The organism is Yersinia enterocolitica subsp. enterocolitica, assembly GCF_901472495.1.
Classification (GTDB): Bacteria; Pseudomonadota; Gammaproteobacteria; order Enterobacterales; family Enterobacteriaceae; genus Yersinia; species Yersinia enterocolitica.
On the sequence record NZ_LR590469.1, the window covers coordinates 605,273 to 632,224 of the forward strand.

The following is a 26,952-nucleotide window of genomic DNA, read 5'->3' on the forward strand; positions in this document are numbered from 1 at the left end:
TAATAATAATATATCACAATATATATATACATGCTAAATATAACCTGACAATTAAATTAACAAGCTAATATTACCATGATGATTTTTTTTTGCATTTCATTTGTCATTGCTGTTATTTTTAATTTTTTAATTTTATTTTTGTAAGTTCTGCTATTCTATTGTTAGTGTTTGCGAGAGAGAAGAAGTTATTTCTTGTCGCTGTTTTCATTTCTGTTGCTTAAGTAAATATTACCGCGTTAATTTATACCTAAGGGGTACACTAATGTATTCATTTTTTAATACGCTAACTGTGACTAAAATCATTAGCAGGCTAATATTATCGATCGGTTTAATATTTGGAATATTTACTTATGGGTTCTCACAGCAACATTATTTTAATTCAGAAGCGTTAGAGAACCCCGCTGAACATAATGAGGCTTTCAATAAGATAATCAGTACCGGAACCAGTCTGGCGGTATCGGGTAATGCATCCAATATCACCAGGTCAATGGTAAATGACGCGGCAAATCAGGAAGTAAAACACTGGTTAAATAGATTTGGGACAACTCAGGTCAATGTTAACTTTGATAAAAAGTTCTCCCTCAAAGAAAGTTCTCTTGATTGGCTGTTGCCTTGGTATGACTCTGCTTCATATGTCTTTTTTAGTCAGTTGGGTATAAGAAATAAAGACAGTCGCAATACCCTTAATATCGGCGCTGGGGTGCGTACCTTCCAACAAAGTTGGATGTATGGCTTTAACACTTTCTATGACAATGATATGACCGGGCACAATCATCGTATTGGCGTGGGTGCAGAAGCCTGGACTGATTATTTACAATTATCGGCCAATGGTTATTTTCGCCTCAATGGTTGGCATCAATCTCGTGATTTCGCGGACTATAATGAGCGCCCGGCAAGCGGGGGCGACATTCACGTCAAAGCGTATTTACCTGCGCTGCCACAATTGGGCGGGAAATTAAAATATGAGCAGTACCGTGGTGAGCGGGTGGCTTTATTTGGTAAAGATAACCTGCAAAGTAACCCTTATGCGGTGACCACAGGGCTTATTTATACGCCGATCCCCTTCATTACACTGGGGGTCGATCAACGAATGGGAAAAAGTCGGCAGCATGAAATACAATGGAACTTACAAATGGATTATCGCCTCGGCGAAAGTTTTCGTTCGCAGTTTAGCCCCGCAGTGGTGGCCGGAACTCGTTTACTGGCTGAGAGCCGTTATAATCTGGTTGAGCGCAATCCAAATATTGTTCTGGAATACCAAAAACAGAATACTATCAAATTGGCATTTTCACCCGCCGTACTCTCCGGCCTGCCGGGGCAGGTTTATTCCGTTAGTGCACAAATACAGTCTCAATCTGCACTACAACGTATTCTCTGGAATGATGCGCAATGGGTTGCTGCCGGCGGCAAATTAATACCCGTCAGTGCAACAGATTACAATGTGGTCTTACCGCCTTATAAACCGATGGCACCAGCGAGTCGTACTGTGGGGAAAACCGGCGAGAGCGAAGCGGCGGTCAATACCTATACCCTCAGCGCCACGGCTATCGATAACCACGGCAATAGTTCTAATCCAGCTACGTTGACCGTTATTGTGCAGCAACCTCAGTTCGTTATTACCTCGGAAGTGACTGATGATGGTGCGCTTGCTGATGGCAGGACTCCCATCACGGTGAAATTTACAGTGACTAATATTGATAGTACGCCGGTTGCCGAGCAAGAGGGGGTGATAACCACCAGTAATGGTGCGCTTCCCAGTAAAGTCACAAAAAAAACCGATGCACAGGGTGTGATAAGCATTGCATTAACTAGCTTCACTGTTGGGGTGTCAGTCGTCACTTTAGATATTCAGGGGCAACAGGCTACTGTTGATGTACGATTTGCCGTGCTGCCGCCAGATGTCACAAACTCAAGTTTTAACGTTTCTCCATCTGATATTGTTGCCGATGGCTCCATGCAGTCGATACTCACCTTTGTTCCGCGTAATAAAAATAATGAGTTTGTCAGTGGGATAACAGATCTTGAATTTATACAAAGTGGTGTTCCGGTAACTATTAGTCCGGTAACCGAAAATGCTGACAACTATACCGCCAGTGTGGTGGGAAATTCGGTAGGAGATGTCGATATTACGCCGCAGGTGGGGGGGGAATCACTAGACTTGTTGCAGAAAAGAATCACCCTGTACCCAGTACCGAAGATAACCGGCATTAACGTGAATGGTGAGCAATTTGCCACAGATAAAGGCTTCCCGAAAACTACCTTTAATAAAGCCACGTTCCAATTGGTGATGAATGACGATGTGGCGAATAATACTCAATATGACTGGACATCATCCTATGCGGCCAGTGCGCCGGTTGATAATCAGGGTAAAGTCAATATTGCCTATAAAACCTATGGTAGCACCGTCACTGTGACGGCAAAAAGTAAAAAATTCCCGAGTTATACGGCAACATATCAATTCAAACCTAATTTGTGGGTGTTCTCCGGCACCATGTCACTGCAATCAAGTGTCGAGGCGAGTCGAAATTGCCAGCGCACTGATTTTACTGCGCTGATCGAGTCCGCACGCGCCAGTAATGGTTCGCGTTCACCAGACGGTACTCTGTGGGGAGAGTGGGGAAGTTTGGCAACCTATGATAGCGCTGAGTGGCCATCGGGTAACTATTGGACTAAAAAGACCAGTACAGATTTTGTCACTATGGATATGACCACCGGTGACATACCAACATCTGCGGCTACGGCGTATCCGCTGTGTGCGGAGCCGCAATAGTGCTAAATACCAATCTTGCGGCCCAGCAAACTGGCACCTTTAGCGTGACCATCTGGCCCATACAGTGATTGGCCGTGGCGCGTATTCAAAACCGCCAGCGCCTGAGTGTTATGCTCAATATGCTGTTGCAGCAAAAGCCCGTTATGCAGGTTGCCGTAGCGCAGGCCTTCGGCCAGTTCCAAAATACGCTGCCAGCGCTCAGCTAGCGCAGGAACGTTGCTGTAGGGCGCTTGAATATTTATGTTTTTTTCGGTGGTGAGCCGGGTCTGGTCCAGATAAGCCAAGGTCGCCAAAATTGAACTTTTTTGTTCAGTGACGCCTTGCAACACGATACCTTGAATCCGACCGGAGCACAGCAGTTGCTGCTCTTGTGCTACTACGGTTTTCAGGGATTCAAGCAGTTCCAGTTGCTGGTCCAGATTAGTTTGTAATCTTTCCACCACCACCTATCCTTTTACGGTTAATAATTTTACGGTCAACGATTGTTGTGACGTTTAGCTATTCTTCAGGTCATCGGCAACATTTTTGAGCAAGGCATCGGCAATTTTACCGGTGTCCATGGTCAGTTGGCCTGAACGGATCGCCTGTTTTAAGGTTTCGACACGTTCTACATTGATGTCCTGGCTGCCCGGTTGCATCAATTTTGCCTGCGCGTCGCTCAATTTAACCTCAGTACCACTTACCGGTGTTTTTGATTGAGCAGAAGGTTTACGCGTTTGTTGCGCAATATCACTGGTTTCCCGTGGCTGCACTGGTGTTACCGGTAATAGCGGCTGAGTGCGATCAATACTCATGTTCTGTTGCTCCCTCTATAGCGGGATTGACGTTTATCGACCCGCAAGACTTTTATCTTTCAGTAAAAGAATGGCTGGATTGTCACTATGTCACCTGCAAATAATGTTACCCGCAAATAACTGCATATTAGAGTTATCGGCACAGGTTAAAAAAACTTTAATCACTATAACAGAATATGTACGGTGCCATCGTCGGCTACGGTGCCACTGACGATTTGGCCAGATGCCATGCGCACCCGAACATTATCTTGAATGGCCGCATTATTCATCGCTTTACCATTACTGTTAACATTAAATCCCTCACCCTGCGCCAAGACCTGCACATCTTGCCCTGCTTTTATTATCCACAGGCGGCGCAACATATTGCGTGTCAGCGGTTGACCAGCATTGATTGGCCGTAAACTGACCGCACCTTGAGCAAAGTTGGGTTCTAATAACGCACCGGGAGGCAGGGTATCGAGCCGACCTTGTTTCATTTCGATATCTTGCAGTGTCATTTTTGCACCGGCTGCCAGTTGACGAGCCGCCACTGCATAATGGCCACTGACTTGTACTTGGGTCTGAATAAAACGCCGCACGCCATCACAACGCACCGACAGACTGATATTGCCCCAAGGGCGGGCATTAGCCGGTAGCGTTATCTCCGGCATATCACATTGTGGCCACTGGTTCTGCGGGGTTTTAATCACCACCTTAACCTGGCTCTCTTTATCCGGATATTGCTGTTGGAAGAATTGATTTACCTGCACTGATAAATCTGCCGCCATCGCCTGATGAGTGGCGGCTTGACTCAGCAACAGCCCCCCCAATGCACATGTTATGACGCCATTTCTGTTCATTGCCACCCATCTCTTCTCCGTCTACACAACCCGGTAACACCGAATCGGCCCCTGTTACCCACTAGTGTACCTGTACCTTGCTGAGGTTAAGGGAACAAATAGCAACGCATTTAGCCCTTATTCTGACGATAGGCTTCCCTGTACGGCGTTTATGCTGTCGGCTCCAAATTCTAACCTTGCGGGGGGACTATGCTCGACAAACTGGACGGTGCTCTGCGTTTTCAACAAGAGGCGCTTAATTTGCGCGCGCAACGACAGGAGATCCTGTCGTCCAATATTGCTAATGCGGATACACCCGGCTTTCAGGCACGTGATATTGATTTCTCCAGCCAACTGAAAAAAGTCATGGAGCAAGGACGTGCCAGCGGTACTGGGGTGTCGCTCAGTTTGACGTCAGCCCGTCATATCCCGGCAAGTACAGTTCAGCCACCTGATCTTGATTTGTTATTCCGTGTCCCGGATCAGCCATCAATGGATGGCAACACGGTAGATATGGACCGTGAACGTACGAATTTTGCCGATAACAGCCTGAAATATCAGACCGATTTGACCGTTCTTGGCGGCCAGATCAAAGGGATGATGTCAGTGTTACAACAAGGATAAGACGGATGTCTTTACTGAATATTTTTGATATTGCCGGTTCTGCATTATCAGCCCAATCGCAGCGGTTGAACGTTAGCGCCAGTAACATGGCGAACGCCGACAGCGTAACAGGCCCAGATGGCCAGCCTTACCGCGCCAAGCAAGTGGTGTTTCAGGTGGCAGCTCAGCCGGGGCAAGAAACGGGCGGCGTACGTGTGGCACAGATAATCGATGATCCGGCACCGGATCGTTTGGTCTTCCAACCCGGCAATCCGCTGGCTGATGCCAAGGGGTATGTTCGTATGCCAAACGTTGATGTGACCGGCGAGATGGTGAACACCATTTCAGCTTCACGCAGTTATCAAGCTAACGTTGAAGTATTGAATACGACCAAATCGTTGATGCTCAAGACGCTGACACTGGGTCAATAACAGGAACCTGCATAAATGGCCATTACGAATTCCCTGACCGATAGTGATTACGGTATTAACAGCACTACCGGTACCAGTTCGACCACCGGCAGTAGCAGCCAAGATCTGCAAAACAGTTTCCTGACATTGTTGGTGGCACAGTTAAAAAATCAGGATCCGACCAACCCAATGCAAAACAACGAGTTGACCACGCAATTAGCGCAGATCAACACCGTGAGCGGCATTGAAAAGTTGAATACTACGCTGGGTTCTATCTCCGGTCAGATTGATAACAGCCAATCTTTGCAGGCGAGCAGCCTGATTGGTCGCGGTGTGATGGTTCCGGGAACCAACGTGTTGGCTGGCAGCAAAGATGGCGTTGTGACGACAACACCGTTTGGTGTTGAGCTGGAGCGTGCCGCAGACAAAGTGACGGCCACTATCACCGACAGCAATGGCGTGGCTGTCCGAACCATTGAGATTGGCGGCCTGACGGCGGGTGTGCATGCCTTTACCTGGGATGGTTCGCTGGAAGCGGGCGGCAATGCACCGGATGGCGCTTATACCGTCACTATCAGTGCGACTAATGGGGGCGCACAAGTGGTTGCTACACCATTGAGCTATGCCATTGTCAACGGCGTCACCCGTGGTAGTGATGGCTCCAAACTGGATCTGGGGCTGGCAGGCACTATCACGATGGATAAGGTCCGTCAGATTTTGTAAGCCGGTATATCCGTCACACTTCAAGCTGCACGTGCGTTGGCTACGTTCAATAACCCGAATCACTTACCACAGTAAGCTCATCGGGATTATCTCACTTGCCGCCTTTCTGCAACTCGAATTGTTTAGGGTATACGAGTAAAAAATTAGCAAAAACAATCAGTAGTAAAACAATCAGTAGTAAAACAAGCAGTAGCAAAAAACATTAGGGTGAAGCAATGATTCGAACTGATTCACCATCATTTTTAAAAGTAGCGTTTGATATGTCATCAATGCTTAAGGTCTTTCACGGACCCCGAATCTAACGGAGAAGAAAATGGGCTTTTCTCAAGCAGTCAGCGGTTTGAACGCAGCGTCCAGTAACCTGGATGTGATCGGTAACAACATCGCCAACTCGGCGACGTCAGGTTTTAAAGCCGGCTCAGTTTCTTTTGCCGATATGTTTGCCGGCTCTCAGACCGGGATGGGCGTTAAAGTCGCAGGCATCACTCAGGACTTTAACGATGGTACCACCACCACCACTAACCGCCGTCTGGATCTGGCTATTAGTCAAAGTGGTTTCTTCCGTATGCAAGACAGCAGTGGCGGTGTGTTATATGCCCGTAACGGCCAGTTTAAACTGGATGAGAACCGCAATATCGTCAATATGCAGGGCCTGAGCTTAACCGGCTACCCGGCAACCGGTACCCCGCCGACCGTACAGCAAGGGGCGAACCCGGTAGCGCTGTCTGTTCCGCAGAATATGATCCCAGCCAAGGCGACGACCTCAGGCACTATGGTCGCTAACCTGACCTCAACCCATGATGTTATTCCTGTTGCCACTACTTTTGATCCCACCAAGCCTGATACCTACAGTTTCGTCAATAACATGACCACCTTCGATAGCTTGGGTAACCGCCATGAAATCAACGTGTTCTACGTTAAACGCTCTGAAAGTACTACGGCGGGTAACACCTGGGATGTCTACACCCTTGATAGCAGCGCTAAACCGGCTGAAACAGCGGATAAACGCGGCTCCATGACGTTTGATACTAACGGCGCACTGCAAAGTGTCACTAATGGCACTAATCCAGCCAGTACCTCTGACTTCACATTAACTATCCCAATGGGTGTGGTTAACGGCGCACCGGCACAGACTTTCACGCTGAGTGTGGCGGGCAGTAAGCAGCAAAATACCGGTACAGATAGCATTGTCACCCAAAACCAAACTGGCTACGCCGCCGGTGAATTCACGGGCTTCCAGATTAATAACGATGGATCGATAGTCGGTACCTATTCCAACTCACAAACTCAGTTGCTCGGTCAAATCGTGATGGTCAACTTTGCCAACCCTGAAGGTTTGTCATCCGAAGGCGATAACGTATGGAAAGAAACACTTTCATCCGGTAACCCAATCCTTGGCACGGCGGGCAGTGGCGGTTTCGGTACATTGACCAGCGGCGCACTGGAATCCTCTAACGTGGATTTGAGTAAAGAACTGGTCAACATGATTGTGGCGCAGCGTAACTACCAGTCTAATGCGCAAACCATCAAAACCCAGGATCAGATCTTACAAACTCTGGTTAACCTGCGTTAATCGAACTGACGGGACTCGCTCATGGATCACGCAATATACACCGCAATGGGGGCTGCCCGGCAGTCACTCGAACTGCAAGCGGTTACCGCTAATAACCTGGCCAATGCCTCGACGCCGGGTTTTCGCTCGCAGTTGGCGGCGATGCGGGCTGTGCCTATTGATGGGCCAAGTATGGCCACTCGCACCATGGTCACAGCATCGACCCCCGGCGTAGATATCAGCCAGGGGACGATGAACTACAGCGGTCGCCCGTTGGATGTGGCCTTACAGCAAGATGGCTATTTGGCGGTTCGGCTGCCCGATGGCACTGAGGCTTATACCCGTAACGGGAATATTCAAATCTCGGCTGATGGGCAAATGACAGTGCAGGGTTACCCGCTAATGGGTGATAACGGCCCGATTGAAGTGCCTCCGCAGGCGGCTGTCACTATTGCTGCCGATGGCACTATTTCGGCACTGAACGCCGGTGATTCACCGAATACCATTGCTCAGCTTGGGCAGATTAAACGGGTTAGAGCAACGGCGGGTGAAGTGATGCACGGCGATGATGGGTTGTTCCATCTGACACCTGAGACGCAACAAGCGCGGGGTGCTCAGTTGGCGAATGACCCGCTTATCAAGATTATGCCGGGCGTGCTGGAAGGCAGTAACGTGAAAGCGGTTGAAGCCATGGCCGACATGATTGCCAATGCCCGTAGTTTCGAAATGCAGATGAAAGTCATCCACAGTGTGGACGAAAACGAACAGCGCGCTAATCAACTGTTAGCAATGAGCTAAGCGCTTAGGCGCAGAGGAATAAACTGATGATCCGATCACTCTGGATTGCCAAAACCGGCCTGGATGCCCAGCAGACCAATATGGATGTTATCGCCAACAACCTGGCGAACGTCAGCACCAATGGCTTTAAACGCCAACGGGCGGTTTTTGAAGATCTGTTATACCAAACCATGCGTCAACCGGGAGCACAATCTTCCGAGCAGACCACCTTGCCATCGGGGTTGCAGATTGGTACCGGTGTTCGTCCGGTTGCCACTGAGCGCTTACATAGCCAGGGTAATCTGTCCAAAACCGATAACACCAAAGATGTGGCTATCAAAGGCGAGGGGTTCTTTCAGGTACAAATGCCTGATGGCACCAATGCCTATACCCGTGATGGCTCTTTTCAGACGGACCAAAATGGCCAGTTGGTCACCTCCGGTGGTTTTCAGATACAACCGGCGATTACCATTCCAGCCAACGCGATGAGCATGACAGTTGGGCGTGACGGTATCGTCAGTGTCACCTTGCCGGGGCAAACTGCCACTCAGCAAGTGGGGCAACTGACACTGGCTACATTTATTAACAACAGTGGCCTGGAAAGTGTCGGCGAAAACCTCTACCAGGAAACCGCCAGTTCCGGTGCACCGAATGAAACTACGCCGGGTCTGAACGGCGGCGGCTTGTTGTATCAGGGGTATGTCGAGACGTCTAACGTCAATGTGGCAGAAGAGTTGGTCAACATGATCCAGACGCAACGCGCCTATGAAATAAACAGTAAAGCGGTTTCAACTTCAGATCAGATGTTGCAAAAACTGACACAGCTGTAAATCCGCTCTCGGGGGGCAATGATGCCCCCTGATTGCCGCAGAATGGCTGATCTTGCCAGCCACCAACAGGTTACAGGACAGATAATCAGAGATGGATAGAAAGCCGCTGCGTAAATTAGCTGAGTTGAGATGGGTGGGGGCGCCTTTGATGGCAACGCTGCTACTCAATGGCTGCGCGTATATTCCGCACAAATCACTGGTAGATGGTTCGACGTCTGCCCAGCCTGCTCCTGCCAGTGCGCCACTACCGAATGGCTCTATTTTCCAGGCTGCCCAGCCGATGAACTATGGTTATCAGCCACTGTTCGAAGACCGTCGCCCACGTAATGTCGGTGATACGCTGACGATTACTTTGCAGGAAAATGTCAGTGCCAGCAAAAGCTCTTCAGCCAATGCGAGCCGCAATGGTTCCAGCAAATTTGGTGTTGCGACTGCTCCTCGCTATCTCGAAGGGTTACTGGGTAATGCACGCGCGGATATGGATATTTCTGGTGATAACACCTTTGGTGGCAAGGGGGGTGCCAATGCGAACAACACCTTCAGTGGCACCATCACGGTGACCGTTGATCAAGTGCTGGCTAATGGCAACTTGCATGTGGTGGGTGAGAAACAGATAGCAATTAATCAGGGCACCGAATTCATTCGCTTCTCTGGGGTCGTTAACCCACGCACCATCAGCGGCAGCAATACTGTGACCTCAACTCAGGTGGCAGATGCGCGTATCGAGTATGTAGGTAATGGTTATATCAATGAAGCGCAAACCATGGGCTGGTTGCAGCGGTTCTTCCTTAATGTTTCGCCATACTAAGAGGCCCATTGATGCGTAAACAGTCACTTATCACTCAATTTATTATGCAGCTTGTTGTGCTGTTCATGCTGGTGTCATCACCGGCGTCAGCCGAGCGTATCCGCGATTTGGTGACCGTTCAGGGCGTGCGCGATAACGCATTAATTGGTTATGGTCTGGTGGTCGGTTTAGATGGTTCCGGTGACCAAACCATGCAAACACCGTTTACCACGCAAAGTCTGAGTAACATGTTGTCCCAACTGGGGATTACCGTGCCACCGGGCACCAATATGCAGCTCAAAAACGTGGCCGCAGTGATGGTTACCGCTAAGCTACCGGCGTTTTCCCGTGCCGGGCAAACCATTGATGTGGTGGTGTCCTCAATGGGGAATGCCAAAAGTATTCGTGGTGGTACGCTGCTGATGACCCCGCTAAAAGGGGTCGATAATCAGGTTTATGCTCTGGCACAGGGTAACGTATTAGTGGGCGGTGCTGGTGCTTCTTCTGGTGGTAGCAGTGTTCAGGTCAACCAATTAACGGGTGGGCGCATCAGCAATGGTGCGACTATTGAACGCGAACTGCCAACCACCTTTGGCAGCGATGGGGTGATAAATCTGCAATTGAATACTGAAGATTTCACCACCGCACAGCAGGTCAGTGATGCCATTAACCGCCAACGTGGTTTTGGTTCCGCCAGCGCCATTGACGCCCGGACTATTCAGGTTTTGGTGCCGCGCGGCAACAGTTCGCAAGTACGTTTCCTGGCGGATATCCAGAATATCCCAGTGAATATTGATGCCGGTGATGCCAAGGTCATTATCAACTCCCGTACTGGCTCGGTGGTGATGAACCGTAATGTGGTATTGGACTCCTGCGCTGTCGCGCAAGGGAACCTGTCGGTAGTGGTGGATAAACAAAATACCGTCAGTCAGCCTGATACACCTTTCGGTGGTGGTCAGACGGTTGTGACACCGAATACTCAGATTTCCGTTCAGCAACAAGGTGGCGTATTGCAGCGCGTTAATGCCAGCCCAAATCTGAATAATGTGGTTCGGGCTTTGAACTCACTGGGCGCTACCCCGATTGATTTAATGTCTATCTTGCAGGCAATGCAAAGTGCTGGCTGCTTACGGGCTAAATTGGAAATTATCTAATGAGTGATTTGATGGCAAGGTCCGGCAGCGCCAATGAAATGTTCGGGGCAGCTTATGATACCCAATCACTGAACACCTTAAAACGCGATGCAGCCAGAGATCCCGATGGCAACCTGAAGAAGGTTGCACAGCAGGTGGAGGGGATGTTTGTGCAGCTGATGCTGAAAAGTATGCGTTCTGCGCTGCCGCAAGATGGCGTTATGAACAGTGATCAAACGCGGCTCTATACCTCAATGTATGACCAACAGATTGCTCAGCAAATGTCGGTCAAAGGGTTAGGGCTGGCGGATATGATGGTGGAGCAGCTTTCGGGTACGACTTCACCGAGTGAAACTGCCGGTACAGTGCCAATGATGCTGGATAACGAAGTCTTGCAAACCCTGCCTGCGCAAGCATTGGAGCAAATGGTGCGCCGGGCAATACCGACACCACCGGCCAATAATTCAGTGTCACTGCCACAAAGCACCGGTAACTTCGTCGCACGTATGTCGATTCCGGCACAAATTGCCAGCCAACAGAGTGGTATTCCGCATCAGCTTATTATGGCGCAGGCCGCGCTGGAATCTGGTTGGGGTCAGCGAGAGATCCCAACAGCTGATGGCAAAAGCAGCTACAACGTCTTTGGTATCAAAGCAGGCAGCAACTGGGATGGCCCGGTCAGTGAAATCACCACCACGGAATATGAGCAAGGTGTGGCGAAGAAAACCAAAGCCCGCTTCCGGGTTTATGGCTCCTACGTCGAGGCTGTCAGTGATTATGTCAAATTGCTGACTCAAAATCCGCGCTACGCCAATGTCGCTGCGGCCCAAAGCCCTGAACAAGGCGCGCATGCTTTGCAACGTGCCGGTTATGCGACTGATCCGCAATATGCCCAAAAATTGGTGAGTGTCATTCAGCAAATGAAGAATGCCGGCGAACAGGCGGTAAAAGCCTACAGCAGCGATTTGGGTGATCTCTTCTAATAGGCTATTTTACTGGCCAATTTTGGAAATTGAACCCAGTTTACACCCATATTTTCACTCAAGTTTTCCAAACTCGGGCCGATACTCTGAATAGGCTGTGCGGGGGCTTAGGTTTCCTCAGGCAGTATCCCCATATTAATAAATGCAGGTGTGCGATGTGAATCGCCTGCGGTAAAAGGATCTCTTCATGTCCAATAGTTTAATGAATACTGCGATGAGTGGTCTGAGCGCAGCACAATATGCCCTGAGCACCGTCAGTAACAACATCACCAATTTCCAGGTGGCCGGTTATAACCGTCAGAACACCATTTTTGCCCAAAATGGTGGGACATTAAGTCCTGCGGGTTTTATTGGTAACGGTGTGTCGGTGACCGGTGTTAACCGTGAGTATAACGCCTTTATTACCAACCAATTGCGTGCCTCGCAAACGCAAAGCAGTGGGCTGACAACCTATTATCAACAAATTTCACAAATTGATAATTTACTGTCCAATACCTCAAATAATATCTCAACCACGATGCAGGACTTCTTTAGTAACTTGCAAAATCTGGTGAGTAACGCGGGCGATGATGCTGCGCGTAAAACAGTATTAGGTAAAGCTGAAGGGTTGGTTAACCAATTCCAAAATGCCGATAAATATCTGCGTGATATGGATACCGGCGTTAATCAAAAGATAAGCGATAGTGCGACGCAAATTAATAACTATGCCGAACAAATCGCCAAGCTAAATGACCAAATTACCCGCCTACGTGGTAGCAGTGGTAGTGAGCCAAATGCTTTGCTCGATCAACGTGACCAACTGGTAACCGAGTTAAACCAGATTGTCGCCGTGACGGTAACCCAGCAAGATGGCGATACTTACAATGTGTCATTTGCCGGTGGTTTGTCTCTGGTTCAGGGGCCGAATGCCTATAAAGTGGAAGCTATCCCCTCCAGTGCCGATGCGGCTCGCCTGACATTGGGCTATAACCGCGGCTCTGGCGACACCATGGAGATCGACGAAAGTCGTCTGACTACCGGGTCACTGGGTGGAACCTTGAAATTCCGCAGTGAAGCGCTGGATAGCGCCCGTAACCAATTAGGGCAATTGGCGCTGGTGATGGCTGATAGCTTTAACACCCAACATAAAGCTGGCTTTGATGCTAATGGCGATGCGGGCACCGACTTTTTTAGCTTCGCTCAACCTACAGCGATAAAAAATGCTAAAAATCAAGGTGATGCTGGTTTAACTGTGGCTTATACCGATACCTCTAAAGTCAAAGCCAGTGATTATAGTGTGGAATTTGATGGGACTAACTGGCAGGTCACACGCCTGTCGGATAACACCAAAGTGCCTACCACGGCGGGTGCGGATGCCAACGGTAAGCCGACGCTAAACTTTGACGGTGTAGCGGTCAGTATTGATAACGGCGCAACTGGCCCGCAAGCCAAAGATAAATTCACCATCAAAACTGTGTCCAGCGTTGCTGCTAACTTGCAGGTCGATATTAAAGACTCCAGCATGATTGCGGCGGGTGGTACAGCTGATGGTGGCGCGAGTGACAACGTCAACGCACAAGCACTGTTAGATCTACAAACCAAGAAGCTGGTTGATGGTAAAGCAACACTTTCAGGTGCTTATGCCGGGTTAGTCAGTAATGTGGGTAACCAGACGGCTACAGCGAAAACCAACAGCACGGCACAGGCCAACATCGTTACCCAGTTAACCGCAGAACAGCAGTCAATTTCCGGGGTAAATCTGGATGAAGAGTACGGCGATTTACAACGTTTCCAGCAATATTATCTGGCGAATGCGCAGGTGATTCAGACTGCTTCAACTTTGTTTAATGCGCTGCTGGACTTGCGCGGTTAAGTTTGGTCAGCGGCAGGGCGTTGCTGCCGCTACTTATCTCATTTTAGGTTTAGTCAGTATTGCGCTCAATGCGGGAAAACTGACTAAGCTGTTGCTAAAAAGGAACTGACATCATGCGCTTAAGTACCAGCATGCTGTATCAGCAAAATATGCAGGGTGTCACTAATGCCCAATCCCTGTGGATGCAGTCGGGCCAACAACTCTCGACGGGCAAACGGGTGGTCAATCCTTCTGATGATCCGATGGCGGCCTCTCAGGCGGTTATGGTGTCACAGTCCCAGTCGGAAAATAGCCAGTACACCTTAGCGCGAAGCTTTGCGCGTCAAAGTTCCTCGCTGGAAACCACTGTATTATCACAGGCGACCTCCACCATTCAGTCAATTCAAAGTCTGATCATTGGTGCCGCTAAAGACTCTTTGAGTGATGATGACCGGGCGTCAATGGCAACACAATTGCAGGGTCTAAAAGATCAGTTGCTAAATCAGGCCAACTCAACTGACGGTAATGGCCGCTATATGTTTGGTGGCTTTCAAAGCGATAAAGCGCCTTTCGCGGTGAGCAATACAGGTGAAGTGACTTACGTAGGGGGGGATGTTGCGATTCAACAACGGGTAGACTCAAACCGTACCATGACGGTGGGGCATACCGGTTCCAGCGTATTTATGGCATTAACCAGCAATGCGACACCAGAGCCAAATGATGTGAATGGTGATCCGGTGGCCGCTGAAAGCAATATCTTTAATACCATCGACACGGTTCTAAAATCATTGAAGACCCCACTGCAAGGCGCAACGGATGCTGTGAAGCAACAGGCTTCTGATGAGATGGATAAAGGTATCCGTGGTATGGCTAACTCACTGAATAACGTGCTGTCAGTACAGGCTGAGATTGGTACGCAATTACAGGAATTAGACAGTCTTGACAGCCTGGGTTCTGATCGTACGTTGATCAACAAACAGCGTTTGAGTGATTTACAAGATGTGGACTGGAACTCAGCTATCTCGTCTTATGTCATGCAGCAGGCTGCATTGCAGGCTTCTTACACCACATTCACCAATATGCAGGGCTTGTCTTTGTTTCAACTGAATAAATAAATCGTCTCATACCCTAAATAATTCGAGTTGCATAAAGGCAGCCAACACACATGCAGCTTGAAGTATGACGGGTATATACCTGTGGGTCAGCCCCGCAGGTTACCTCTTAGGTGTACTTAAACCGGGTACACTTTTTGGTATGTCACCTTTTCCCACTAAGGTTTGGGGTGACATACCTTCTTTTCTATCCGTCATCTTTCAAGTTGCAGCGGTGTTGACTGCACTCACTTACCCGAATCACTTACTGATGTAAGCTCATCGGGATAATCTCGTTTGCCGCCTTGCTGCAACATGAAATCTATTGGATAGAGGTATGCCGTCATCTTTCAAGCTGCAGCGGTGTTGACTGCACTCACTTACCCGAATCACTTACTGATGTAAGCTCATCGGGATAATCTCGTTTGCCGCCTTGCTGCAACATGGAATCTATTGGATAGAGGTATGCCGTCATCTTTCAAGTTGCAGCGGTGTTGACTGCACTCACTTACCCGAATCACTTACTGCAATCTTAAATTCTAACTTGCCAGGCCACTTAGTACCCCCGCCAGGCGGTCAAAAAACTCGCCAAACAGATGCTCGGTAAAAGGTGCCAATAACGGCATGATTAATCCCAGCGAGATAATACCGACCGTCAATGTGAGTGGGAAACCAATAACGAAAACAGAAAGTTGTGGCGTCATGCGGTTAAGCATCCCTAACGCCATGTTTAGGGTCAGTAACAGAGTAATAAGCGGTAATGCCAGCATCAGTCCATTCATAAAGATCAACGAACCGGCCTGGGTTAACGCCAGGAAACCATTACCATTAAGCGGTTCGAACTGGATAGGTAAGGTATGAAAACTGTCAGCTAATAAAGAAATCAGCCATAAATGCCCATCGAACGAGAGAAATAACAGCATCGCTAGCAAGTTTAGCAACCGGGCAAGAACTGGCATATTCGGCCCGCCGGAGGGGTCAAAGAAGGTGGCGAAAGACAAGCCCATTTGTAAACCAATCACCTCACCGGCCAATCGGATAGCCGCAAAAGCAAACTGCATAGTCAAGCCAATAGCGACGCCGATCAATACTTGCTGGCCAGCGACCCATAAAGCTCCGCTGGAGACTAAAGGAATATTTACCGGTGGCAGGGATGGAGCAATCAGAAAGGTAATTAATACCGCCAGACCGACTTTCACTTTACGATTTATCTGCTTCTCGCTTAATACCGGCGCGGTGGAGATCAGCGCCAATATGCGGATCAGTGGCCAAAAATATTGGCTGACCCAGACGCTAAGTTGAGTGGTATCAAGAGACAGCATGCTTAGCCAATCAACGTTGGCAGGCTGGTGAACAAATTACGCATATAGTCGAGGATCAGGCTGAGCATCCACGGGCCAGCAATAACTAAAGTGGCGAACACCGCCAGTATTTTGGGGATAAATGACAATGTCATTTCGTTAATTTGTGTCGCGGCTTGCAACAGGCTGACAATCAAGCCACTGACCAATGCCGCCAGTAATAATGGCGCGGCCAATGCAAGGGCTATTTTCATTGCCTCAACGCCGAGGGCCATTACCGATTCAGGTGTCATGACAGTCTACCTTAGCTGTAAAAGCTTTGTGCCAGAGAACCCAGTAACAGTTGCCAACCATCAACCAACACAAACAGCATGAGTTTAAAGGGCAGCGAGATACTGGCGGGCGGAACCATCATCATCCCCAGAGCCATCAGCACACTGGCAACTACCAGGTCGATAATCAAAAACGGAATAAATACGGTAAAACCAATTTGGAAAGCGGTTTTCAGCTCGCTGGTCACATACGCCGGTAACAGAATGCGCAAGGGCACAACTTCTGGCCCTTCCAGTGGCGGCAGATTAGCTAAACGGGCATACAGTGCCAGGTCAGATTCGCGGGTCTGGCGTAACATAAACTCGCGCAGCGGTTGCGAGCCTTTATCCATTGCCACTTCCATACTTATTTTGTCCTGGCTGAAGGGCAGATAAGCATCTTGATAGACCTTGTCAAACACCGGCGACATGATGAAAAAAGTCAGGAACAGCGCCAAACCCAGCATCACTTGGTTCGGTGGCGCTGAGGGGGTACCCAATGCGTTGCGCAACAAACCAAGCACAATAATGATGCGGGTAAAACTGGTCATCATCAGTAATGCGGCAGGAAGGAAGCTCAGTGTGGTGATAAAGACCAGCGTCTGTACCGGTAAAGACCAGCTTTGCCCACCATTGGCTAACGGTTGGCTGATAATACCCGGCAGTTGCGCCATTGCCGCCGGAGAGCACAGCAGAGCGAGTAGCAGTAGGGGGGCTTTATTGATGAGCGGACGCAGGGACATCATGCCGATTTTTCCGGAGGTTTTGACTTCTTGTTTAATAGCGAATTCTTGTTTAACAGCGATTTTTTGTTTAATAGATAGGTGTTCAGTATCTGGCGAAAATCAGCCGGTTTTCCACTATCAGCCGACAGCGCTGTGTCGGTTTCGTCAACCGGTGGGCGTGGCAGAGTATGAAGCTGTGTCACGTTTTGGGCGGTGACACCCAATACCAGCCAAGTGTTGTCCACCTCGACAATAACAACGCGTTCGCGCTGACCAACCTGACAACTGGCTCGCACATTTAACAGCTTATTGTTGCGGGCCTGTGGCGCAAAACCTAAGCGGCGCACCAACCAGGCGGCACATAAAATCAGCAGTAAAATACCGCCCAGCACCGAGCCAACTTGCGTCAACACTGAGCCTGCGGGCATTGCTGGGGCAGCTTGTGGCGAGGCGATACCTGGGTGACTGGCCGCAAACCCGGTAACAGGGGTTTGGGGTGTTGTCACCTGAGTATTTCCTAACACCGGCATATCGGCAGCCGGTGCGGAATCAGAAGATGTTGAGTCAGTGGTTGTTGTCGCCACTGTTTGCGCTGCGGTCATTAGCGACTCAGACGACGCATACGTTCTGACGGAGTAATAATGTCAGTAATGCGAACGCCGTATTTATCCGCAACCACCACCACTTCACCCTGCGCAATCAGATAACCATTGATCAGAATATCTAAAGGTTCACCCGCCAGGCCATCCAGAGAAACAACTGAACCTTGAGACAGGCGCAGCAGCTCTTTGATAGTCATTTTGGTGCGACCCAATTCAACGGTCAGTTTCACCGGGATATCAAGAATCAAATCGATATCTTGTAGATTACCCAGTGCGTCAGGCGCTTCCAGTGATTTAAATACACCATCAGTAGTGGCCGCTGGCTTGTCCGATGCCAACTGCTCATTAAACGCATCAGCCCACAGATCGTCCACGGATTCCTTTCCATCATCAGACGGAAGCTTAGGGTCACTCATTGGGCTGTTCCTCATTCAGAGCATTCAAAATAGGGTTAATCAAATGTTCAACACGTAGGGCGTATTGCCCGTTTAATGTCCCGTACTGACTGGTCAGCACAGGTACGCCGTCGACATGAGCAATCAGTCGGTCCGGTTTATCTATCGGTAATACATCCCCCGGTTGTAGCTTGAGTATCTGCGACAATCTCAGCGGGATATCGACAAAATTAGCCACCAGTTCCAGCTCGGAATGCTGAACTTGCTTCACCAGTGTTTCACGCCAGTGACTGTCTTCCTGACGGGAATTTTCCAGTGGCGGATTGGTCAGCAGTTCGCGTAACGGCTCAATCATGGCGAATGGAATACAGATATTAAACTCACCACTCAACGCACCGATTTCCACCTGGAAAGGGGTGGTGACCACAATATCGTTGGGGGAGGTGGTGATATTGGTAAACTTCACCTGTATTTCAGAACGGACATATTCCACATCTATTTTATAGATAGGAGCCCAGGCGTCGCGATAAGCATCCAACGCTAAGCGCAACATCCGGTTAATAACGCGTTGTTCTGTATGTGTAAACTCGCGGCCTTCTACTTTGGTCGGGAAACGGCCATCGCCACCAAACAGGTTATCAACCGCAATAAACACCAAACTCGGAGCGAAAACAAACAGTGCTGTTCCGCGCAACGGTTTCAAATGTATCAAGTTGAGGTTAGTTGGCACCGGCAAGTTACGGGCAAAATCATGGTATGGCTGAATTTTTATCGGACCAACCGTGATGTCTGGGCTGCGGCGTAACAGGTTAAATAGCCCCATACGGAACTGACGGGCAAACCGCTCATTGATTATCTCCAGCGCATGGAGGCGCTCACGTACCACTCGCCGCTGGGTCGTCGGATCATAAGGCTTGACGTCTGTCTCATTGCCGATGACAGCTTCGGGTTCATCACCTCCGCTGTCGCCGTTTAACAGTGCATCAATCTCTGCTTGTGAAAGAATGCTATCGCCCATAATGATTATCGCAATATAAATGCGGTAAACAGCACATCGCTGACTACCTGATTAGGTTGACCTTTAACCATTGGCGGGCTAAGAACGTTTTTAATTTCACCAACTAACCGCTGTTTGCCTTCTTCGTTCGCCAGGCTATCAGCGGACTGACGGGAGAGCAGTAGCAGCAAACGGCTGCGCACTTCCGGCAGATAGTCATTCAGTTTTGTGCGCGTGCTATCGTCGGGAAGTCTTAACGTTAATCCGATATAAAGCACACGATCCAGATTATTATCGGGTGTGATCAGATTGACCGTGAAGGTATCCAGTGGCATAAACACCGGGATCACCGGTACCACTTTCGCTGTGGTGGGTTTACTCTTATTGAGTATCCACCAGCTATAACCGCCACCCGCAGTGGCTGCTACGGCAATCAGCACCAGCAGGATCACCCAGATCGAACTCTTACGCTTGGCCGGGAAGGTATTTTGAGACATGGAGAAGGCAAATTCCTGTTTTGGTATCAAACCGGTGGATCACGGTAATAGCCAGGAGCAACTGACACCAAGCTATCCGAATTATTACTGATGATTATCCCGCGTATCTTTAATCCCAATAGGCAGAATAGGTGGCGAAAAACGGCCTAACTTGCCCGTTTGTCACCTTTTGGCGCAATTAATATCCCCGTTAGGCGAAAATATCAACGCCGCCATGACCATTTGCCAGTGCTTGCAGCGAGGCTGGCGTCACCAATGGTGTGCTGGTCAGCGCCTCTCCCGTGGCGGTTTCACCGTATCCAGCTTGACCGCGTGAGGCAAAATCTTGCTGATTCTGTTGGCTTTGTTGCTGCGCTTGTTGCCATTGACCTTCGCTGCCGACACTGCTCTGACCTAACTGAATACCACTTTCAGCCAGCGCGGTACGTAAACTTGGCATGGCAGCTTCAATGGCGGCCCGAACCTGGCTGTGCGCTGAAGCAAAGTGTAACTGTGCCTGGTTATCGTCGATTTTCAGACTAATTTGCAAGGCACCCAACTCTTGCGGATTGAGGCGCAACTCGGCATTTTGTTGCCCATTGCGGCTGAACATAATCACTTGTTGTCCCAGCGACTGTTGCCATTCCTGGCTGCCCAACTGTGCGCTTAAATAACCACTGGCGGGAGCCGCGATATGGGTGCTGGCGGTGGTCGATAACACTGGGCTGGACACCGGAGGGAGAGACGGGGTCACGGCAGCCGAGCTGATAAGAGTTCTGTCTGCGGCAGCAGTTGCTGCGGTATCAGCGGGTGCTGACAGTGGTGTAACTTTGGCGTTGAGTGTGCTGGTATCGGCATCTTTCGCACTCAATTGGGCCAGCTTATCTTGTGCGGCACTGGTTTTGCTCTTGGTGGTTGTGCCCGCTAATGTATCGCCACTGGTCACGGCTTTATCACTCTTCACACTGCCTACGGTGCCACCGATCAGCGCAGCTAACCCTTTATCTTGCGATGTCAGGCTGGTCAAAGTGGCAATATCTTGCTGGGCGGTAGTTTTGCTGTCAGTTAAGCCTTTGCCATCCGTCAGTGTGGCCTTTTGCCCATTGTTTGCGGTACCCAACGTGTTAGCGACCTGATGCGGCAACATTGCCAGTAACGTCTGCAATGCAGTGGGATCAGTTTTATTACTGGCGCTGTCGAGCTTACTGTCATCACTGATTGCGGTTTTCTTACTACCGGCTGCTTCGCCAGTCTGTCCGGCATGAGTCAAACCCGCAGGTAGCGTGGCGCTGATATCACCTAATGCAGCCAACAATTGGTTCAACTTGCTGCTACCGCCAGCTGACTTACCACTGTCAACATCGGCGGTGAGGTCAGTTGTTGCGGCCAGAGATGATTTCAGGGTCGAAGCATCCAGAGCGGTGAGTTCTTTTCCCAATTGATCGCCTAACAGTTTGGCGAAATCAGCCGGTAGCCCTGCGTCGGTAAAGAGCGCAGCAATGGATGACGAGGATGATGCCCCCTCGGCTTCACCAGCGGTTGTAACAGCAGGCAATAAAGACAGATTCATGAATTTAGACTCCTTTGTGAGGCGCGCTGGGCGAACTCATCCATCAATTTTTGATCCAATCGGTTTTCTTGCAAGCGCGCGCTGGTTTCGGCTCGCTCATTCAGCGTTTCAAACGCATTTAACCGCTGTTGCTTTTCTTGCCAATGTTTGACTGCTTGTTCAACTTTTGTATTCCACTGGGCCAATTGATGACGATGTTGATCAATGGCTTGCTCCAATGTTTGAATAAATTGCTGATAATTTTGCCAACTGGAAGAGGCCATGCCGTTACTCAGTGTGTCATTCAGCCGCACCCGGTATTCATCCTGATAGGACAGCAACATACTGAGTTGCTGCTCAGCATTCTGATAGGACAAGCGTGCTTGCCCTAATTGAGTACTTGCCTGCTCGACCGCCTTTTGAGCCAGGTCGCGCAGGGTGACGAGAGGTGACTGATTTTTCATCGCATTCCTCAATACCCTTCGTATTTGACGCCGCAGGGTTGTTAGCTATAACAAAGAAATTTCTTTTATCAACCCGGAAACTTATGTTATCAACTTGGAAACAAGCTTTTCAGATGCTGGCAGGCATCTTCGTAACTGCTGCGTTCGAACATGCCTTGCTGCAAGAAGATTTCCATTTGCGGATACAAAGCAATAGCCTTATCCAATAATGGGTCACTTCCGGCGGCATAGGCTCCTACGCTGACTAAATCACGGTTACGTTGGAAGCTTGCAAGCAATTGTTTAAATTGGCGAACTTTGCTGTAGTGGTTCTCATCTATCAGCGAGGTCATGGCGCGGCTGATAGAAGCTTCAATATCAATAGCGGGGTAGTGGCCCGATTCCGCCAGGCGGCGCGATAGCACCACGTGCCCATCAAGAATGGCGCGAGCAGAGTCGGCGATCGGGTCTTGCTGATCATCACCCTCGGTCAATACCGTATAAAAAGCGGTGATCGATCCACCACCGGACACCCCGTTACCAGCACGCTCAACCAGCGCCGGTAATTTGGCGAATACCGACGGCGGATAACCTTTGGTCGCCGGAGGCTCGCCGATAGCCAGCGCGATTTCACGTTGTGCCATGGCATAGCGCGTCAGGGAGTCCATAATCAGCAGGACATGCTGACCACGGTCACGAAAATCTTCTGCAATACGAGTGGCATAAGCCGCCCCTTGCATGCGCAGTAACGGCGATACATCAGCCGGTGCGGCGATGACTACTGAGCGCGCACGCCCTTCGGGGCCTAAAATGTTCTCAATAAAATCTTTTACTTCACGGCCACGTTCACCGATCAAGCCAACGACAATAACATCCGCTTGGGTGTAGCGAGCCATCATGCCTAACAGCACACTTTTCCCCACCCCAGAGCCAGCGAACAGGCCCATACGCTGCCCACGACCGACGGTCAGCAGGGCATTAATGGTGCGCACACCAACATCCAATACCTGTTCAATCGCGGTACGTTGTAATGGGTTGATCGGGGGAGTGATAAGCGGGGCGCGGTAGCCGGTTTCAGGGGCGGGTAAGCCATCAAGTGGCTTGGCGCTGCCATCTAATACGCGCCCGAGTAATTCTGGGCCGAGTGGCAATTGCTTACTGGCCGAGGCTCCACCGGTGGTGATGCGCGCATAAACCCGGGCGCCGGGCACAATCCCTTCCACTTCTTCCAGTGGCATCAGGAACAGGCGCTGGCCGTTAAAACCGACCACTTCACTCTCAACTTCTTGTACTTCGCCGTTATCATGGCGCTCAATCAGACAGGTGGCCCCCAGTGGCAGTTGCAAGCCAGTGGCTTCCAGCACCAGGCCGGTGGCGCGCGTTAATCGCCCGTAACGGCGAATGGTAGTTGATTGGCTAATACGTTCTTCGAATTTATCCATCGAAGCCAGCCAGCGACCGAGGCGCGCAGTCATCATAATTCTCCCGGCGCTGCCAGACGGCATAATTCATGCCAGCGCGTCGCCAGACTGGCATCCAAATCACCTTCTTCAGCACTGACTTTGCAGCCACCAGGGTGAATTTGGCTATCGCCCAACAAACGCCAGCCATGCAGACTCAAGGTCGAGCCTAAGCGCTGCTCAACCACGGCGAGATCATTAGGATTGACACGCAATTGCGGTTTACCGGCAAACATCGGTTCTTGCTGAATCATTTGCTGAATTTGTGCCAGCAATGCGGTGCCATCACAAATTGCCGGTTGGCCCAGAATCTGTTTGGCTGCCGCCAATGCCATTTGCATTAGCCGTGAGGCAATGACACTGTCCAGCGCATCAAGGGTATTTTGGAAATCGCTGACCAAGGTTTGCCAGTGTGCGGTGATGGGTGCCAACTGTTTCTCAGCATCAGCCAGCGCTTGTTGATGACCCTCTTCCAAACCGGTTTGATAACCTTTATCCAGGCCTTCTTGTAACCCTTTGGCAAATCCTTGCTGGCGACCCTGCTTCTCGGCTTCGAGTTGCAGGTTCATCAATATCTGCTGTTCATCACCTTCTGTTGGTTCGCCGTCCTCTCTGGGCTCATCAGTAAACAGCATACTGATATCCGGCGGCGCAGTGGCCGCGGTAGGCTCAGGTTGGCTGGCAAAGTCATTCAATGACCAAGGTTGCCAGGGCAGGGTATTAATCCTATCAGACATAGATATCCTCGCCGCCGCCGATGACTATCTCGCCGCTTTCCGCCAAACGACGGACAATAAGCAAGATGGCTTTCTGTTCGTTTTCGACCAGAGACATACGTACCGGCCCACGGGTGGCCAGATCGTCGCGTAGAATTTCTGCTGCTCGCAGCGACATGTTGCTGAGGAAGCGCTCGCGCAGCGCCTGATCGGCACCTTTCAAGGCAATCAGTAGCGACTCGTTGTCGACCTCTTGCAGTAAACGCTGGATGCTGCGGTCGTCGACACTGACCAGGTTCTCGAACAGGAACATTTCGTCGATAATCTTCTGTGCCAGCTCGCCGTCGTATTCGCGTACCGCGTCCATAACCGTCTCTTCCTGCTGGCTTTTCATTAGGTTGATAATCTCAGCCGCGGTGCGGATACCGCCCATTTTGCTGCGTTTAAGATTCTGACCATCGAGCAGGTTGTTCAGCACTTCGGTCAATTCAGCCAATGCTGCTGGCTGAACGCCGCCGAAGGTGGCAATACGCAACATGACATCGTTACGCAGACGTTCGTCGAACAGCGCCAGGATATCGGCCGCTTGAGCGCGTTTTAGATGAACCAAAATAGTGGCGATAATCTGCGGATGTTCGTCGCGAATCAGATCGGCCGCCATCTGCGGTTCCATAAAGTTGAGGGTTTCCATGCCACTGGTGGTTTCGCGTGATTCCAGAATGTCTTCCAACAGACTGGAGGCACGTTCTTCCCCCAATGCTTTTATCAGCACGGTGCGCAGGTAATCGCTGGCATTCACACTCAGTGCGGCATATTGCTCTGCATCGTCTTCAAACTCAGCCAATACATCAACCAACTGTTGGTGAGAAACCTGACGCATACTCGCCATGGTGGTACTGAGTTGTTGAACTTCGCGCGAGGAGAGGTGTTTAAACACCTCGGCGGCATGGTCTTCACCCAGAGTCATCAGCATGATGGCGCTTTTTTCAGTTCCGGTCAGGCTCATTGGTCATTACTCATCCATTGACGGATAACCAGCGCGACAATACGTGGGTCTTTATCCGCTAGTTCGCGTATACGCTGGGCCTGAACTTCAGCACTTACTCGCTGCTGATTTTTCTTACGCAGGGCCAGCTCTTCTTTAGTTTGTTTCGCTGTTTCAGTGGTTTGTGCAGCCTGGACAATGTTATTGACCGACGCCGCTGCTTTATCTGCTTCTTGTTTCTTAGCAATCAATGGGCGCACCAGTTTGCGCCACAAGATCCACGCCACCAGTAAAATGAGCAAGTAGCGACCAATATTCAGCAACTGATCAAAGAACGACGGCTGTTGCCAGAATGGCAAGTTACTGCCGCTAGCATCGTCAGTGGCATTAAACGGTGTGTTCACCACATTTAATGTGTCGCCGCGTACCGTGGAGAAGCCCATGGCCTCACGGGTTAGCGATTCCACCTGCGCCAACTGATCTTTGCTCAGCGCGATAGGTTTACCTGCTTTATCGCTGCCGTAATTAACCACCACTGCAACAGAGAGGCGCTGCACCATGCCAGCTTGTTGCTGGGTATGGCGGATAGTACGGTCAACTTCGAAGTTGGTGGTTTGGTCGTGACGACTATTACTGGACGTCGCGGTTTGTCTGGCTGCGGTTGCTGGGCGATTGGCTGCATTCGCCGCCGCGCCAGCACCTGCCGCAGGGGTTGCCTGAGGTACTTCAATCGGTGCGACCGGTGTTGCGGATGGTTGGTTGGACAACGCGCCAGGAACTCCCCCGACATTGGTCCCACCCAGTTGTTCGCTGGTACTGACTTGCTGAGAGCGCACCGCCCCTTGGTTAGCGGCCTGATTCGGTTTGTACTCTTCGTCAGTTTGCTCACGGCTGGCAAAATCAACTTGTGCAGTCACTTGCGCGTGAACATTACCGCTGCCCACCATCGGTGCCAGGATAGTTTCAATGCGGCGTTGGAAGCGGTTCTCAACTTCATTGGTAAATTTGAGTTGCGCTGCATTTAAATCACGGCCGGCGCTATCCGATTGTGTCAACAGACGACCGGTTTGATCGACGACGGTAACGTTGGCAGGCGGTAAGCCCGCTACACTGCTGGAAACCATATAGACGATGGCGTTGATTTGGCCATCGTCAAGTGCGCGACCAGGTTGCAGGGCCAGGGTGACAGAGGCAGTTGGTGATTTTTGCTCACGGACAAACAGTGACGGTTTCGGCATGGCTAAGTGCACCCGCACATTTAATACCGGGCCGAGTGTGCCAATCGTGCGTGCCAGTTCGCCTTCCAGCGCCCGCTGGTAGTTGACTTGTTCACTAAATTGGCTGATGCCAAATTTTTCCTGATCCAGTAGCTCGAAGCCTACTGCACCACCTTTCGGTAAACCTTGTTGAGCCAGGCGCAGACGGGTTTCATGCACTTTATCTGCCGGGATCAGCAATGCTCCGCCATTATCAGCGAAGCGATAGGGAATATTCAGTTGCGTCAACTGCGTGACGATATCACCACCATCACGATCATTCAGGTTGCTATAAAGAACGCGATAATCTGGGCTTTTAGCCCATAACATCAGCGCGACAAGAATAGCGACGGCCGCAGCCGCAGCAATCAGCAATGGGATTTTTGGATTCGCGCGTAGGCGTGCCAGTGTCGTCGTAAAGGTGTTCTCACGATTTTCACCGCCAGTTATCGAGGCATTCATACACGTCCTTGGCCAAGCTGAATAACGTTTGAGTTAGTATTTTTTATATAACTAATGTGTTGGAACAAAACAGACTCCCAAATGCTGTGAGCGATAACGCATCAATAGCTGATATCCCTTTTTATCGGCATGCCATTATTTGCTGTAAGTGGAAATTCGATGGCTCAATAAG

At 50.1% G+C, this 26,952-nt stretch carries 28 protein-coding genes; 12 read left to right on the forward strand and 16 right to left on the reverse strand.

Going from position 1 to position 26,952, the window contains the following annotated elements:
- Nucleotides 1–262 precede the first annotated feature (262 nt).
- The gene (gene inv, locus FGL26_RS02765; RefSeq protein ID WP_005168782.1) at nucleotides 263–2,770 is read left to right on the forward strand and encodes an inverse autotransporter invasin Inv; all 2,508 of its coding nucleotides are present in this window, start codon (nucleotides 263–265) and stop codon (nucleotides 2,768–2,770) included.
- 2 nt (nucleotides 2,771–2,772) lie between these two features.
- On the opposite strand, the gene FGL26_RS02770 is transcribed toward inv, so the two are convergent.
- The 3 genes from FGL26_RS02770 to flgA form a co-directional block, all read right to left on the reverse strand.
- Entirely contained in the window at nucleotides 2,773–3,213 is a 441-nt protein-coding gene (locus FGL26_RS02770) for a flagella synthesis protein FlgN (RefSeq protein ID WP_005168784.1), read from the reverse strand.
- Between the two features lie 51 nt (nucleotides 3,214–3,264).
- Nucleotides 3,265–3,564, reverse strand: a complete 300-nt coding sequence (gene flgM, locus FGL26_RS02775; RefSeq protein WP_005168786.1) for a flagellar biosynthesis anti-sigma factor FlgM — start codon at nucleotides 3,562–3,564, stop codon at nucleotides 3,265–3,267.
- A 164-nt stretch (nucleotides 3,565–3,728) separates the two neighbouring features.
- Nucleotides 3,729–4,403: a flagellar basal body P-ring formation chaperone FlgA gene (flgA, locus tag FGL26_RS02780; RefSeq protein WP_005168790.1), complete on the reverse strand. Its 675-nt coding sequence runs from the start codon at nucleotides 4,401–4,403 to the stop codon at nucleotides 3,729–3,731.
- Nucleotides 4,404–4,592: 189 nt separating this feature from the next.
- Between flgA and flgB the strand changes: the two genes are divergently transcribed.
- From flgB to flgL, 11 genes are all read left to right on the forward strand, one after another.
- Nucleotides 4,593–5,006, forward strand: a complete 414-nt coding sequence (gene flgB / locus FGL26_RS02785; protein WP_005160463.1) for a flagellar basal body rod protein FlgB — start codon at nucleotides 4,593–4,595, stop codon at nucleotides 5,004–5,006.
- A 5-nt stretch (nucleotides 5,007–5,011) separates the two neighbouring features.
- The gene (flgC, locus tag FGL26_RS02790) at nucleotides 5,012–5,416 is read left to right on the forward strand and encodes a flagellar basal body rod protein FlgC (RefSeq protein WP_005168794.1); all 405 of its coding nucleotides are present in this window, start codon (nucleotides 5,012–5,014) and stop codon (nucleotides 5,414–5,416) included.
- Nucleotides 5,417–5,431: 15 nt separating this feature from the next.
- Complete coding sequence (gene flgD, locus FGL26_RS02795) at nucleotides 5,432–6,118, forward strand: flagellar hook assembly protein FlgD (protein WP_005168797.1); 687 nt, start codon at nucleotides 5,432–5,434, stop codon at nucleotides 6,116–6,118.
- A 313-nt stretch (nucleotides 6,119–6,431) separates the two neighbouring features.
- The gene (flgE, locus tag FGL26_RS02800; RefSeq protein WP_005160443.1) at nucleotides 6,432–7,691 is read left to right on the forward strand and encodes a flagellar hook protein FlgE; all 1,260 of its coding nucleotides are present in this window, start codon (nucleotides 6,432–6,434) and stop codon (nucleotides 7,689–7,691) included.
- A 21-nt stretch (nucleotides 7,692–7,712) separates the two neighbouring features.
- A complete protein-coding gene (locus tag FGL26_RS02805; RefSeq protein ID WP_005168800.1) occupies nucleotides 7,713–8,468 on the forward strand; it encodes a flagellar basal body rod protein FlgF in 756 nt (251 codons plus the stop codon).
- A gap of 26 nt (nucleotides 8,469–8,494) precedes the next feature.
- Nucleotides 8,495–9,277 (forward strand): flagellar basal-body rod protein FlgG, encoded by a 783-nt coding sequence (gene flgG, locus FGL26_RS02810; RefSeq protein WP_005160438.1) that lies wholly within the window; start codon nucleotides 8,495–8,497, stop codon nucleotides 9,275–9,277.
- A gap of 91 nt (nucleotides 9,278–9,368) precedes the next feature.
- Nucleotides 9,369–10,085 carry a flagellar basal body L-ring protein FlgH gene (flgH, locus tag FGL26_RS02815; RefSeq protein ID WP_005160434.1) on the forward strand — a complete coding sequence of 239 codons (717 nt, stop codon included), beginning with the start codon at nucleotides 9,369–9,371 and terminating at the stop codon, nucleotides 10,083–10,085.
- Between the two features lie 11 nt (nucleotides 10,086–10,096).
- Complete coding sequence (locus FGL26_RS02820; protein WP_005168804.1) at nucleotides 10,097–11,218, forward strand: flagellar basal body P-ring protein FlgI; 1,122 nt, start codon at nucleotides 10,097–10,099, stop codon at nucleotides 11,216–11,218.
- Entirely contained in the window at nucleotides 11,218–12,180 is a 963-nt protein-coding gene (gene flgJ / locus FGL26_RS02825; RefSeq protein WP_005168807.1) for a flagellar assembly peptidoglycan hydrolase FlgJ, read from the forward strand. The genes FGL26_RS02820 and flgJ overlap by 1 nt, the downstream gene beginning before the upstream one ends.
- Nucleotides 12,181–12,367: 187 nt before the next feature.
- Nucleotides 12,368–14,032 carry a flagellar hook-associated protein FlgK gene (flgK, locus tag FGL26_RS02830; protein WP_032912703.1) on the forward strand — a complete coding sequence of 555 codons (1,665 nt, stop codon included), beginning with the start codon at nucleotides 12,368–12,370 and terminating at the stop codon, nucleotides 14,030–14,032.
- A gap of 113 nt (nucleotides 14,033–14,145) precedes the next feature.
- On the forward strand, nucleotides 14,146–15,126 hold the full coding sequence (flgL, locus tag FGL26_RS02835; protein ID WP_005168813.1) for a flagellar hook-associated protein FlgL: 981 nt from the start codon (nucleotides 14,146–14,148) through the stop codon (nucleotides 15,124–15,126).
- A 515-nt stretch (nucleotides 15,127–15,641) separates the two neighbouring features.
- Here flgL and fliR read toward each other — a convergent pair.
- From fliR to fliF, 13 genes are all read right to left on the reverse strand, one after another.
- Nucleotides 15,642–16,424, reverse strand: coding sequence for a flagellar biosynthetic protein FliR (fliR, locus tag FGL26_RS02840; RefSeq protein ID WP_005168816.1), 783 nt, complete (start codon nucleotides 16,422–16,424; stop codon nucleotides 15,642–15,644).
- 2 nt (nucleotides 16,425–16,426) lie between these two features.
- Nucleotides 16,427–16,696: a flagellar biosynthesis protein FliQ gene (fliQ, locus tag FGL26_RS02845; protein ID WP_005160414.1), complete on the reverse strand. Its 270-nt coding sequence runs from the start codon at nucleotides 16,694–16,696 to the stop codon at nucleotides 16,427–16,429.
- An 11-nt stretch (nucleotides 16,697–16,707) separates the two neighbouring features.
- Complete coding sequence (gene fliP, locus FGL26_RS02850; protein ID WP_005160406.1) at nucleotides 16,708–17,460, reverse strand: flagellar type III secretion system pore protein FliP; 753 nt, start codon at nucleotides 17,458–17,460, stop codon at nucleotides 16,708–16,710.
- A complete protein-coding gene (gene fliO, locus FGL26_RS02855) occupies nucleotides 17,457–18,041 on the reverse strand; it encodes a flagellar biosynthetic protein FliO (protein WP_005168820.1) in 585 nt (194 codons plus the stop codon). Before fliO ends, fliP begins: the two co-directional genes overlap by 4 nt.
- Nucleotides 18,041–18,457: a flagellar motor switch protein FliN gene (fliN, locus tag FGL26_RS02860; protein WP_005160399.1), complete on the reverse strand. Its 417-nt coding sequence runs from the start codon at nucleotides 18,455–18,457 to the stop codon at nucleotides 18,041–18,043. The genes fliO and fliN overlap by 1 nt, the downstream gene beginning before the upstream one ends.
- The gene (gene fliM / locus FGL26_RS02865) at nucleotides 18,450–19,454 is read right to left on the reverse strand and encodes a flagellar motor switch protein FliM (protein WP_005160396.1); all 1,005 of its coding nucleotides are present in this window, start codon (nucleotides 19,452–19,454) and stop codon (nucleotides 18,450–18,452) included. The genes fliN and fliM overlap by 8 nt, the downstream gene beginning before the upstream one ends.
- A gap of 5 nt (nucleotides 19,455–19,459) precedes the next feature.
- Nucleotides 19,460–19,930: a flagellar basal body-associated protein FliL gene (fliL, locus tag FGL26_RS02870; RefSeq protein ID WP_005168825.1), complete on the reverse strand. Its 471-nt coding sequence runs from the start codon at nucleotides 19,928–19,930 to the stop codon at nucleotides 19,460–19,462.
- A 190-nt stretch (nucleotides 19,931–20,120) separates the two neighbouring features.
- Nucleotides 20,121–21,479 carry a flagellar hook-length control protein FliK gene (locus tag FGL26_RS02875; RefSeq protein WP_005168827.1) on the reverse strand — a complete coding sequence of 453 codons (1,359 nt, stop codon included), beginning with the start codon at nucleotides 21,477–21,479 and terminating at the stop codon, nucleotides 20,121–20,123.
- Entirely contained in the window at nucleotides 21,476–21,922 is a 447-nt protein-coding gene (gene fliJ / locus FGL26_RS02880) for a flagellar export protein FliJ (protein WP_005160389.1), read from the reverse strand. The genes FGL26_RS02875 and fliJ overlap by 4 nt, the downstream gene beginning before the upstream one ends.
- Before the next feature lie 89 nt (nucleotides 21,923–22,011).
- Nucleotides 22,012–23,376, reverse strand: coding sequence for a flagellar protein export ATPase FliI (gene fliI, locus FGL26_RS02885; protein WP_005168829.1), 1,365 nt, complete (start codon nucleotides 23,374–23,376; stop codon nucleotides 22,012–22,014).
- Nucleotides 23,376–24,098, reverse strand: coding sequence for a flagellar assembly protein FliH (gene fliH, locus FGL26_RS02890; RefSeq protein WP_005168831.1), 723 nt, complete (start codon nucleotides 24,096–24,098; stop codon nucleotides 23,376–23,378). Before fliH ends, fliI begins: the two co-directional genes overlap by 1 nt.
- Nucleotides 24,091–25,083 (reverse strand): flagellar motor switch protein FliG, encoded by a 993-nt coding sequence (gene fliG / locus FGL26_RS02895; RefSeq protein ID WP_005160381.1) that lies wholly within the window; start codon nucleotides 25,081–25,083, stop codon nucleotides 24,091–24,093. The genes fliH and fliG overlap by 8 nt, the downstream gene beginning before the upstream one ends.
- Nucleotides 25,080–26,780, reverse strand: a complete 1,701-nt coding sequence (gene fliF / locus FGL26_RS02900; protein ID WP_005168835.1) for a flagellar basal-body MS-ring/collar protein FliF — start codon at nucleotides 26,778–26,780, stop codon at nucleotides 25,080–25,082. Before fliF ends, fliG begins: the two co-directional genes overlap by 4 nt.
- Between the last annotated feature and the right edge of the window lie 172 nt (nucleotides 26,781–26,952).